At 35.3% G+C, this 11052-nt stretch carries 11 protein-coding genes and 1 riboswitch; all 11 genes read left to right on the top strand.

The annotated features are described in order from the left end of the window. Window positions 1-82: 82 nt before the first annotated feature. The 11 genes from ACQV2P_RS00250 (at window position 83) to cobU (ending at window position 11052) form a co-directional block, all read left to right on the top strand. Entirely contained in the window at window positions 83-1588 is a 1506-nt protein-coding gene (locus ACQV2P_RS00250) for a YfcC family protein (protein ID WP_428884916.1), read from the top strand. 12 nt (window positions 1589-1600) lie between these two features. Further along, window positions 1601-2938 (top strand): M20 family metallopeptidase, encoded by a 1338-nt coding sequence (locus ACQV2P_RS00255; protein ID WP_428873833.1) that lies wholly within the window; start codon window positions 1601-1603, stop codon window positions 2936-2938. Between the two features lie 16 nt (window positions 2939-2954). After that, entirely contained in the window at window positions 2955-3896 is a 942-nt protein-coding gene (gene arcC, locus ACQV2P_RS00260) for a carbamate kinase (protein ID WP_428873832.1), read from the top strand. Between the two features lie 295 nt (window positions 3897-4191). Next, window positions 4192-5883, top strand: a complete 1692-nt coding sequence (argS, locus tag ACQV2P_RS00265) for an arginine--tRNA ligase (protein WP_428884917.1) — start codon at window positions 4192-4194, stop codon at window positions 5881-5883. Window positions 5884-6096: 213 nt separating this feature from the next. Beyond that, window positions 6097-6795 carry a Crp/Fnr family transcriptional regulator gene (locus tag ACQV2P_RS00270; RefSeq protein ID WP_428873830.1) on the top strand — a complete coding sequence of 233 codons (699 nt, stop codon included), beginning with the start codon at window positions 6097-6099 and terminating at the stop codon, window positions 6793-6795. Between the two features lie 22 nt (window positions 6796-6817). Continuing rightward, window positions 6818-7372, top strand: a complete 555-nt coding sequence (locus tag ACQV2P_RS00275) for a cob(I)yrinic acid a,c-diamide adenosyltransferase (RefSeq protein WP_428874667.1) — start codon at window positions 6818-6820, stop codon at window positions 7370-7372. A 31-nt stretch (window positions 7373-7403) separates the two neighbouring features. After that, the gene (locus tag ACQV2P_RS00280) at window positions 7404-8225 is read left to right on the top strand and encodes a metallophosphoesterase (protein WP_428884918.1); all 822 of its coding nucleotides are present in this window, start codon (window positions 7404-7406) and stop codon (window positions 8223-8225) included. A gap of 2 nt (window positions 8226-8227) precedes the next feature. Beyond that, on the top strand, window positions 8228-8959 hold the full coding sequence (locus tag ACQV2P_RS00285) for a hypothetical protein (RefSeq protein WP_428884919.1): 732 nt from the start codon (window positions 8228-8230) through the stop codon (window positions 8957-8959). Then, window positions 8956-9711: an adenosylcobinamide-GDP ribazoletransferase gene (locus ACQV2P_RS00290; RefSeq protein WP_428874670.1), complete on the top strand. Its 756-nt coding sequence runs from the start codon at window positions 8956-8958 to the stop codon at window positions 9709-9711. Before ACQV2P_RS00285 ends, ACQV2P_RS00290 begins: the two co-directional genes overlap by 4 nt. 48 nt (window positions 9712-9759) lie before the next feature. Continuing rightward, window positions 9760-9854, top strand: a riboswitch (adenosylcobalamin-variant (AdoCbl-variant) riboswitch). Window positions 9855-9955: 101 nt separating this feature from the next. Beyond that, the gene (locus ACQV2P_RS00295; RefSeq protein ID WP_428873824.1) at window positions 9956-10177 is read left to right on the top strand and encodes a hypothetical protein; all 222 of its coding nucleotides are present in this window, start codon (window positions 9956-9958) and stop codon (window positions 10175-10177) included. A 272-nt stretch (window positions 10178-10449) separates the two neighbouring features. After that, window positions 10450-11052: a bifunctional adenosylcobinamide kinase/adenosylcobinamide-phosphate guanylyltransferase gene (gene cobU, locus ACQV2P_RS00300; protein ID WP_428874672.1), complete on the top strand. Its 603-nt coding sequence runs from the start codon at window positions 10450-10452 to the stop codon at window positions 11050-11052.

Consider the following 11052-nt stretch of genomic DNA (forward strand, 5'->3'; position numbering starts at 1 on the left):
TAAAAAGTGAAACGGGGCATGAAATCCGATTGTGGCCATGAACCGCAATCGGATTTTGTTTTAAAAAAGGAGGAGGAAGAAAATGGAAAAGATGAAGAAACGAAAGATGTTGAATGCTTTTACGATACTATTTATTATTACGGCGGTTATCGCTGTATTAACGTGGATTATTCCATCAGGCGCCTATGAGGTGGATCCTGAAGGAAATTTTATTGCTGGAACTTATCACACAGTAGAGCGTACACGTCAAGGGTTGTGGGATTTATTTGCTGCACCTATTCGTGGTTTTTTAGGTACAGAAACTACTCCTGGTGCAGTGGATGTTTCCTTATTCATTATGATTGTTGGAGGATTTCTAGGAGTAGTCACTGAAACAGGTGCCATTGATGCTGGGATTGCCTCTACCATCAAAAACAATAAGAATAATGTTACAGGTTTAATTTGGATTTTAATGGGTATCTTTGCTATTGGTGGTTCTACTTATGGTATGGCCGAAGAGACTATTGCCTTCTATCCACTCTTAATTCCATTAATGGTGGGTATCGGAATGGATGCCTTGGTGGCAGTCGCAATCATTTTAGTTGGTGCAGGTTTAGGGGTTCTATCTTCAACAGTTAACCCATTTGCAACAACTATTGCTTCCGATATGGCGGGAATTTCTATGGCTGACGGTATGTTACTACGTTTTATCTTCCTAGCTGTTACCTATGTAATTGGAGCTATGTATGTAACTCGTTATGCTAAGAAAGTTTTAGCTGATAAGAATAACTCTATGATTGCTGACCATATGGAAGCCGATAAAGAAAAATGGAAAGTCCCAGATGATGTACCGAAAGTAACTTCTAAACAAAAGGGTGTCCTTTGGTTATTTGTCCTTACTTTTGTGATTATGATTCTTTCTTTAATTCCATGGGCTGATCTAAATGACAACTTTACATTCTTCAATACTGTTCATGAATCCTTACTAGGTATACCAGTAGTCGGAGATTTAATTGGGCAGTCATTAGAAGGCTTACCATTTGGTACTTGGTACTTAGTTGAAATTTCAGTTCTATTCTTCTTAATGTCAGTAATTATTGCTGCTTATTATGGTATTAAAGAAGATCGCTTTGTAGAAGTATTTATCGCAGGTGTTAAAGATTTAATGTCAGTAGCTCTAATTGCTGCAGTCGCTCGTGGTATTCAAGTAGTTATGAACGATGGCCAAATTACCGCTACTGTATTACACTGGGGAGAACAAGGGTTAGCGAATTTACCAAAAGGTGTTTTCACAGTCTTAACTTATATCTTCTATATCCCAATGTCCTTCTTAATTCCATCGACTTCTGGTCTAGCAGCAGCTACTATGGGTATCATGGCGCCATTAGCCCAATTTGCTGATGTATTAGAAAGTATTGTAGTAACTGCTTTCCAATCTGCCAGTGGTATTGTAAACTTAATTACTCCTACTTCTGGTGTCGTTATGGGAGCTTTAGCAATTGCCAATATCGAACTAACAACTTGGTGGAAATTTATGCGTAATTTGATTATCATTATCTTTGTAGTGACAATTGTCTTACTATTAATTGGAGCTTACTTAGGAATTTAAAGGAGTGTTTAAATGGATTACCAATTAACTAAAAATCATCAAGAACCAGCTATTGAAACTTTGCGCCAATGGGTTGCTATTCCATCTGTATTAGATGAAAATGATGCGGAAACTCCATTTGGTCAACCCATTCAAGAAATGCTAGAATTTGCTTTAAAAACTTGTCAAGAAATGGGCATGGAAACCTATATTGATCCAGAGGGTTATTATGGTTATGCAGAAATGGGTCAGGGTGAAGAGTTGTTTGGTGTTCTATGTCACTTGGATGTGGTTCCAGCTTTAAACCCAGATGAATGGACAACGCCTCCATTTGAAATGGATATCCGTGAAGGAGCCTTATTTGGTCGTGGAACACAAGATGATAAAGGACCTTCTATTGCTGCCTTGTATGCATTAAAAGCTTTATTAGACCAAGGACATGAATTAAATAAACGTGTTCGCTTTATCTTTGGAACAGACGAAGAGAACTTGTGGCGTGGGTTAAACCGTTACAATGAAAAAGAAGAGCAAGTAACAATGGGTATTGTTCCTGACTCATCTTTCCCTCTAACCTATGCAGAAAAAGGCTTACTACAGTTGCACATCACCGGTCCAGGTTCAGATGCTTTTGAAATGGAAAATAAAGGAGCCCTAAATGTGGTGCCTGATAAAGCTATTTACAAGGGTGATAAAAAAGATGAATTAGTACAAATTCTTGAGGATTTAGGCTACAAATACCAAGTAGACGGTGAAACTTTAACTGTTTTAGGTAAATCCGTTCACTCTAAAGACTCCTTAAAAGGAGACAATGCTTTAACGCATCTAATTGAAGGAATGTCTGAATTATATGACCATCCTGTCTTAAAATTTGTTAAAGATCACTTTGCTAATGATGTTAATGGTAAGAGTATCTTTGGTGAGGTTGAAGACCAAGCATCTGGCAGCCTAACATGTAACATTGCTAACCTAGAGGTTACGGCAGAAGAGTCTAAACTAGGTATTGATATGCGTATTCCTGTAACTGCTGACAAAGATCAATTGGTAGAACAATTAGCTAAAGTAGCAAAAGAGTACAAACTCAAGTATAATGAGTTTGATTATCTAGCTTCGTTATATGTTCCAGTTGACTCTGAGTTAGTAACTACTTTGTTAAAAGTATATCGCGACTTAACTGGCGATATGACTGAACCAATTTCTTCTGGTGGCGCTACCTTTGCTCGCACAATGAAAAATTGTGTGGCATTTGGTGCCCTTCAAGAAGGGGTAGAAGATACAATGCATCAAATAGATGAAAGAATGCCACTCGATAATTTCTATCAAACCATGGAAATCTATGCCCATGCATTGAAGGCTTTAGTTACTAAGGCCTAATGAAAGGATTGAATATATGAAAAAACGTAAAATTGTTGTCGCTTTAGGTGGGAATGCGATTCTATCTTCCGACCCAAGCGCTCAAGCACAAAAAGACGCTTTAAAAGAAACAGCAAAACATTTAGTGAAATTAATTCAAAATGGAGACGAGGTTATTATTACTCACGGTAATGGTCCCCAAGTTGGAAATCTATTGCTACAAAATATTGCAGCTGATTCTGAGAAAAACCCAGCTTTCCCATTAGATTCATTAGTGGCTATGACCGAAGGCTCAATTGGTTATTGGTTACAAAATGCCATGCAAAATGAATTAAATAAATTAGGTATCGATAAGCCAGTAGTTAGTTTGGTCACTCAAGTTATTGTAGATAAAAACGATCCAGCTTTTGATAACTTATCAAAACCAATTGGACCATTCTACAGTGAAGAAGAAGCCAAACAACAAATGGCTGAAACTGATGCTAGCTTTAAAGAAGATGCTGGTCGTGGATGGCGTAAAGTTGTTGCTTCACCTAAGCCAGTTGCTATCAAAGAAGTTGATTCCATCAATACCCTAGTAAATGCTGGTAATGTAGTGGTTGCAACTGGTGGTGGCGGTATTCCAGTACTTGAAGACAATGGCCAATTAGTTGGAGTAGAAGCAGTTATTGATAAAGACTTTGCTTCACAAAAACTAGCTAACGATCTCGGAGCTGACTTGTTTATCGTTCTAACAGGTGTGGATTATGTCTATGTAAACTACAACAAACCAAATCAAAAAAAATTAGAAAAAGTTTCGATCGAAAGCTTGAAAGAATATATTAAAGAAGAGCAGTTTGCACCGGGATCTATGTTACCAAAAGTTGAAGCAGCTATTGCATTCGTTGAAAATACAGATCATGGTAAGGCTGTCATTACTTCATTAGAAAATCTTCAAGCATTAATTGAAAATGAATCCGGAACGATTATTAAAAAATAAGAGCTTGTTATTTTTTTAAAATTAATATACAATGAGACAAAATTAATAATTAAATCTTAAAGAGAGTAGATTATGCAAGACTGAATAGCAAGTTGGGATGATGGGAGCCGATGAGTCTTAATTAATTGAACCGCACTTTATTATTTGGGTGAATGAAATGAGTAGTTCATCACGTAGGCAACTGCGTTATCAATTTAAGACCTTAAAATTTAAGGTGAATTAGAGTGGTACCGCGTATAACCATATGCCTCTAGAAGGAATTCTAGAGGCTTTTTTGTATAGAAAGGAAGATTTTATGTTAGTAAAAAAGCAAATTGTTGAAACTTTATATCCTATATTATCAGAGCACTTGACCCAAGAACAGATCGAAAATTTAATTGAACAACCTAATAATAATGAGCACGGAGACTATGCTTTTCCAGTTTTCTCTTTGGCTAAAATATTTCGCAAAGCCCCCCATCAAATTGCTGAAGAAGTAGCAAAAAAAATTGATACTTCTGCATTTGAAAAAGTTCAAGTAGTCGGAGCTTATATCAATTTTTATATTAAGCGCGACGACTTGGCTAGCAAAGTCTTAAAAGAAGTACTTGAACAAGGTGAAAGCTATGGTCAAACAGATATTGGTAAAGGAGGTAACGTTCCAATTGATATGTCGTCTCCTAATATCGCTAAGCCAATGTCAATGGGACACTTACGGTCAACCGTATTAGGGAATTCGATTGCCTTAATTTTGGAAAAATTAAATTATAATCCTATTCGTATTAACCACTTAGGTGATTGGGGAACGCAATTTGGTAAATTAATTGTTGCTTATCAAGGTTGGGGTGATGAAGAAACAGTAAGGAAAGATCCAGTTAATGAATTAGTAAAGTTATATGTTGATTTCCATGAAAAAGCTGAAGAAAATCCCGAATTAGAAGATCAGGCAAGACAAGTCTTCAGAGCCCTAGAAGATGGCAATGAAGAGTATCATAGACTATGGACTTGGTTTAAAGAAGAGTCTATTAATGAATTTAAACGTGTTTACAATCTTTTAAATATTAAATTTGATCATTATACTGGAGAATCGTTCTATAATGATAAGATGGGCGAAGTTTTAGATTATTTAGCAGATAATAATATCTCTAAAATCGAACGTGGAGCCACAATTGTTGACCTTGAAAAGTATCACTTACCTGTTGCTTTAATTAAAAAATCAGATGGAGCTACTTTGTATCTGACTAGAGACTTAGCGACTGCTTACTATCGCAAGCGTACTTTTGATTTCGTGATGAGTTTATATGTTGTTGGTAATGAGCAAAGTGATCACTTTAGACAATTAAAAGCTGTTTTAAATGAAATGGGTAACGATTGGGCTGAAAATATGCACCATATTCCATTTGGCTTGATTACTTTAAATGGTAAAAAGTTATCCACTCGTAAAGGTAAGATAGTTTTACTTGAAAAAGTGCTTAATGAAGCGATTGAAATTGCCGATAAACAGATCACAGCTAAGAACCCTGACTTAGAAAATAAAGCTGAGATTGCTAAACAAGTGGGTGTGGGAGCTGTTGTCTTCCATGACTTAAAAGCAGATCGTCTCAACTCTTTTGATTTTAATTTAGATGATATCGTTCAATTTGAAGGTGAAACTGGTCCATATGTTCAGTATACTTATGCGCGTTTAAATACAGTGCTTAATAAATATAGTAAGGAAATAAAGCCAACGGAAGAGTTGAAGTTAGATCATGAACACTCATGGGAAATCATTAAATTAATTAAACAGTATCCAGAAGTCATTATTAAGGCAGCTGAGCATTTTGAACCATCAGTCATTGCAAAATATGTTATTCAATTAGCACAATTGTCCAATAAGTATTATGCCAAAGTCCGTATTTTGGAAGAAAATGATCAGTTAGAATCAAGAATTCAATTGGTTAAAGCGATTACGATTGTTCTAAAAGATGCATTATCATTGCTAGGTATTGGCGCTCCTGAAAAGATGTAATGAGAACCTCCTGTTAACATTTATTGGACACCTTTCATTGTTTGATTTATATATTCACAAGTGAGATAATATCTATGAATAAATGACATAAAAGGTGAGTAAATATAGTGGCATCTTTTGAATTGAATTTTGAAAATTGAAAACTAAATTTCTATACAAAAGACTCCTTTTATCGTCAGTAAACAATTTACTTTGACAAAGAAAGGGGTCTTTATGGTTAATCGGGCAATTGAAAATTATATTAACGATATATATAACTATGATTTTTTCAATCGACTTTCAATTGATGAAGTCAATCAAATTACTTCTAACTCTATTTTTCATCACATTCCAAAAGGTCAGTTAATCTTTTTTCAAGATGATCCAAATATTTATTGTTATTTCGTCTTTAAAGGATTGGTTCGTCTTGAAAGAGAAAATGCTTCAGGAGAGTTTTGTTACTTAGATTATGTGGCGGAGGAAAGTTTTTTTCCTTATGCGGAATTCTTTTTTAAAGACCACCATCTTTATGATGCCTATGCAGCTACAGATGTTGATTTAGCTTACATCCCCAAAAACCTAATGGAAAATATTGTCTTTAAAAATGCGGAACAATTCAAATTTCTTTATGAAAATTTAGCCAGTGTCCAATATTATTTGGAAAAACGTGTGCAAATGACGGCTATACCAAGTGCTTCTAGCCGAGTAATTCAGACCCTGGCTTTATGGATGTATGATATGGGGCGTTTTATGGGTGATCATGTGGTTATTCCACATCCATTGACTATTAACGAAGCGGCGACAGTAGCCGGTACGACAAGAGAGACAGCAGGAAGAGTCATTAAAGATTTAACTCAAGAGAAAAAAATTACTTTTACACGTAAAAAAATAATTTATCATGATTGGAAATATTTTAACGACCTGATTCAGTAACTATCAAAGAGGTGAGAAAACAATGAAAATTTATACGCGAACAGGAGATCAAGGGAATACGCGTTTAATTGGCAACCGTGTGGTAGCCAAAAACAACCCCTTAGTTGAGGCATATGGAAGTATTGATGAACTCAATTCTTATATTGGTATCCTTATTGCAAGCCCTAATTTAGCCGATGAAATTCGTCAAGATTTATTAGAAATTCAACAATTACTATTTGATTGTGGGACAGATGTTGCAAACGCAGATGAAAAGATTCCTTATCGTACCACAGAGACTGCTATTACTTGGTTAGAAGAACGAATTGATGCTTACGATAAAAGAGTTGACCCTATTGAATCTTTTATCTTGCCTGGAGGAACCATGGAAGCCAGTCAACTTCAATATGCTCGTAGTATTGCTCGTAGAGTTGAAAGAAGGCTGGTTAGCCTACCAATTTCTGAAAAGTTAAATCCGAATGTCTTAAAATTTCTTAATCGGCTTTCCGATTATTTGTTTGTAGGTGGTCGCTTAGTTAACCACCTTAATAATCAAGCAGAACCGAAGTATGTAAGATCGGGGAAAGTGTTTCGCTAAGTGGTTTAAATTAATTGTGAGGAGATAGAAAATGAAGATTGGTGTTATTTCTGATCTCCATATTGATTTACAAGCAGAGCCCTACGCTCAAACAATTATTGATTTACTGGCTAAAGAAACTGATGAGTGGAATTTGTCTTATTTAATTATAGCTGGAGACATAGCGAATCATCAGTCTTTAGTTTTTTCATTCATTAAGGACTTACAAGCAGCCATAACCATCCCTTTATATTTTGTTCCAGGAAATCACGATTATTGGTCTACTAATCAAGAAACCCAAATTATTTATGATAGCTATTGTAACCATCCGAACTGTTTAATAAGAAAGCCACTTTCTCTAAATCAAGATTGGGGATTAGTCGGGCACTCCGCTTGGTACAATCATTCGGGAAATTTTGGACGTCATGATGAAAAATTTCTTCAAGCAGGTAGATACCAAGGTTATAAGTGGGAGGATAAACTACATATTAATTGGCAGCAATCTGATCGCCAAGTCTCAAGAGAATTTGCCAGAACAATAGAAAAAGATATGATCTATCTAAACAAAGCTAATTATATTCTAGTCACTCATTTTGTAACAGATTTTGATTTGCAAATCTTACCAGATCCTAAATTTCAAGAAGACATAGATTATTTTAATGCTTTTATTTCTACTGATGATCTTAAGCCTCTTTATGATAAATATCCCATCCGTCATAGTTTTATGGGACATGTCCACCGCAGACAGAAACTGACTAAGCAAGGATGTAATTATTATTTAACAAGTTTAGGAACACCTAGAGAGTGGGAAGAGGGATCGACTTTGTTGGACAATCTAAAGGAAGCTTTGAAGGTTATTGAGATAGGAGAGTAGAAATGGAAAAATATCGTGATATACATATTATGCCATTAAGTAATGATGAGTCCTTAGTTATTGCTTGTGACACTTCAGCTTCAATCGGCCAAAAAGAAGCTGATGTTTTAAGCGTTTCACCCCAAATTACTGCAGCTTTTGCTGTTCGCGTGGTACTTATGGAGGTTCTTTCTGTAAACGCCCAGCCACAATTATTAATAAATATGTTTGGCAATGAAATGAATCCAACTGGAGATTTAATGCTTGATGGTATAAAAAAAGAACTGGCATTAGCAGGTCTTTTTGATTTAGCAATGAATGGCTCAACTGAGGAAAATATGCCAACTAAGATGACATCCCTTGGACTCACCTTGCTTGCAAAGGCCAAAATCGCTGATTTAAAAATAAAAAAAGTCCAACCAGGGGATCAAGTCTATCAAATAGGAAAACCTTTAATGGGTCAGGATTTAATTGACCAGGTCGATCAAATAGTTAGTTATCAAGAGCTTTACCACTTATTAAATCTTAAAGATGTCATTCATGAAATAGTTCCAATTGGGTCTCAAGGTGCGATTGCTGAAGCACAGCAAGTGGCTAAATTTAACCAACTTGATTTTAGATTAGGTCAAGATTTACCTCAATTTTATCAATCAGCAGGGCCTGCAACATCGCTCTTAATTGTAATAAAACCAGCTTTTAAAGCTAATTTATTGACAGTTTTTAAAGATATTAAATGGGTGGGTGAGCTATATTGATTGAGTCTATTATTTTATATTTTCAATTTTTTACAGCAATCCCAATTAATCAATCAGTCGATCAAGCAGCTACTAAATTAAAAAAAGGGGTAATCTATTTCCCAGCTTTTGCTTTTATATATGCCGGAATCTTTGCTTTGTTCTTTTTTTTATTTCGTAACTTTTTCTCATCCACCATCGCATGGTCTCTATTAATTATCTTGGATATTTTACTAACTAGAGGCTTTCATTATGATGCTTTGGCTGATACTGCTGACGGACTATTATCCTCTAAAAAAGCTGATGAGATGGTTCGAATTATGAAAGATTCAGCAATTGGAGCCAATGGTGCTTTGATCTTAATTTCGACTATTTTACTTACCTTTGTTTTAGGAAGAGAGTTTTTAATTAATTATTTTGAAAATGAAATAGTCTTTGTTATTGCTTGGGCTGCCAGTGGTCGTAGCTGTTTACCCTTAATGTTTTATCAGTTAGTGTATGTTGGTGATAACCCCAATGGCTTAGGTAGTCTTTTCCTAGGCGTTTCTACTTGGAAAATTGTGGCCAGTCAGATTTTAACAATGGCCTTCTTTTTCCTATTAGGGTGGCCGTATCTACTTAGTTATATAAGTCTTTTGCTTACCATGTATTTTTATCGCTATTTCGTGTATCATAAAATTTCAGGTATGACAGGAGATACCATGGGAGCTGCTGCTTTAATTGGTCAAATCATTTATATGCTGTTTGTTTTACTTCTTTTTAATAAGAATTAGGATTGTTATTTTCTTTAATAATTATGCTATAATGATGCTAAGCTCTTTGATAATTAAGATAGAATAGGGGAAGCACGTGAGAATCGTGCGCAGTCCCTTGCTACTGTATGGATGAAAATCTAAGTCAGATTACCTATTTTATCAAGGATGATTGTTATTTCTCAAGGTCTCGTAACAAGGTTCGTTAACAAATACGTTTATTAACCAGACAAGTAGCCTAGTCTGGTTTTTTTAAGGAGGTAAGATGAAGGCAAAAGATTTAGTAACCCTTGCTCATATGATGTCATTGTCAATCATCTTAGCACAGTTCAAGCTATTCTTGACAGTAGCTTTTGATTCAAGTCCAGCTTTTATACTCTTGCTAGCTATGAGAAGATCTGCTGGCGCGATAGTTGGTGCTATAGGACATTTAACAACGGCAATGAGCTCAGCTTTTCCCTTAAGTATTCCACTTATCTTTTATTAATGGCACTTATGATACTAGCTCAGATTAATTTTGTTATGATTTATCGTAAATTTAAATCTTTGAAATATGGCCGGTTATTCTTCCAACTCTAGGCGCCTGCTTGTTTAATGTTTTATTACCACTTCTATGTTTTCAACCGATTTTAGGGGCTGCAATGCTGGTAAGTTTCTTTTGGCCCTTAAAGCTAGCTACTCTTGCTAATATATTGTTAGCTTTGCGACTTTTTGAAGGTCTAACAAAAATAAATATATCGATGTTTAGGAAGTGAGTGAATGGGGGAAATTATTTATTATACTGGAGGAGCTAAATCTGGTAAATCTAGATTAGCTCAAGAAGAAATTTATAGACGAAAGCTTCAAAATATTGCTTATATAGCAACCCAAGCCAATAAGTTTTCTGATTCAGAAGTAAAAAGGAGTATTGAAAAACATCGTTTATCAAGACCCAAAGATTGGGATACTTATGAACAGGCTCATGATTTGGATCAATTGGTTAAGCAACTTTCAAATAATTATCAAATTGCTTTAGTCGATTGTATGACGGTTTGGCTAACCAATATTCTTTTTGATAAATGGCAATTCTTAGCTAACAATCAAGAACTATCTTTTGATGAGTATGTCAATGAACTAAAGGGTGAGCAAATCCAAAAGCTAGAAGATTTTGTTATGGAAGAGCTTAATGCTTTTTTAAAAGAAATAAAAGCTTCATCAACGGATTTTATCATTGTGTCAAATGAGCTAGGTCTAGGATTAGTTCCAGAGTATAAACTCGGGCGCATTTTCAGAAATATTCATGGTTTAATGAATCAAGAAATTGCCAGACAAGCGAACTTAGTTTATTGGGTGGTTTCAGGAATTGCAGTGAATATAAAGTAA

The organism is Facklamia sp. P12932, assembly GCF_050409545.1.
In the GTDB taxonomy this organism is placed as follows: domain Bacteria; phylum Bacillota; class Bacilli; order Lactobacillales; family Aerococcaceae; genus Facklamia.

Coding starts and splice junctions, on each gene's coding strand:
- ACQV2P_RS00255 (WP_428873833.1), top strand. CDS start 1,601: ATGGATTACCAATTAACTAAAAATCATCAAGAACCAGCTATTGAAACT.
- arcC (WP_428873832.1), top strand. CDS start 2,955: ATGAAAAAACGTAAAATTGTTGTCGCTTTAGGTGGGAATGCGATTCTA.
- ACQV2P_RS00285 (WP_428884919.1), top strand. CDS start 8,228: ATGGAAAAATATCGTGATATACATATTATGCCATTAAGTAATGATGAG.
- argS (WP_428884917.1), top strand. CDS start 4,192: ATGTTAGTAAAAAAGCAAATTGTTGAAACTTTATATCCTATATTATCA.
- ACQV2P_RS00295 (WP_428873824.1), top strand. CDS start 9,956: ATGAAGGCAAAAGATTTAGTAACCCTTGCTCATATGATGTCATTGTCA.
- ACQV2P_RS00275 (WP_428874667.1), top strand. CDS start 6,818: ATGAAAATTTATACGCGAACAGGAGATCAAGGGAATACGCGTTTAATT.
- ACQV2P_RS00280 (WP_428884918.1), top strand. CDS start 7,404: ATGAAGATTGGTGTTATTTCTGATCTCCATATTGATTTACAAGCAGAG.
- cobU (WP_428874672.1), top strand. CDS start 10,450: ATGGGGGAAATTATTTATTATACTGGAGGAGCTAAATCTGGTAAATCT.
- ACQV2P_RS00270 (WP_428873830.1), top strand. CDS start 6,097: ATGGTTAATCGGGCAATTGAAAATTATATTAACGATATATATAACTAT.
- ACQV2P_RS00250 (WP_428884916.1), top strand. CDS start 83: ATGGAAAAGATGAAGAAACGAAAGATGTTGAATGCTTTTACGATACTA.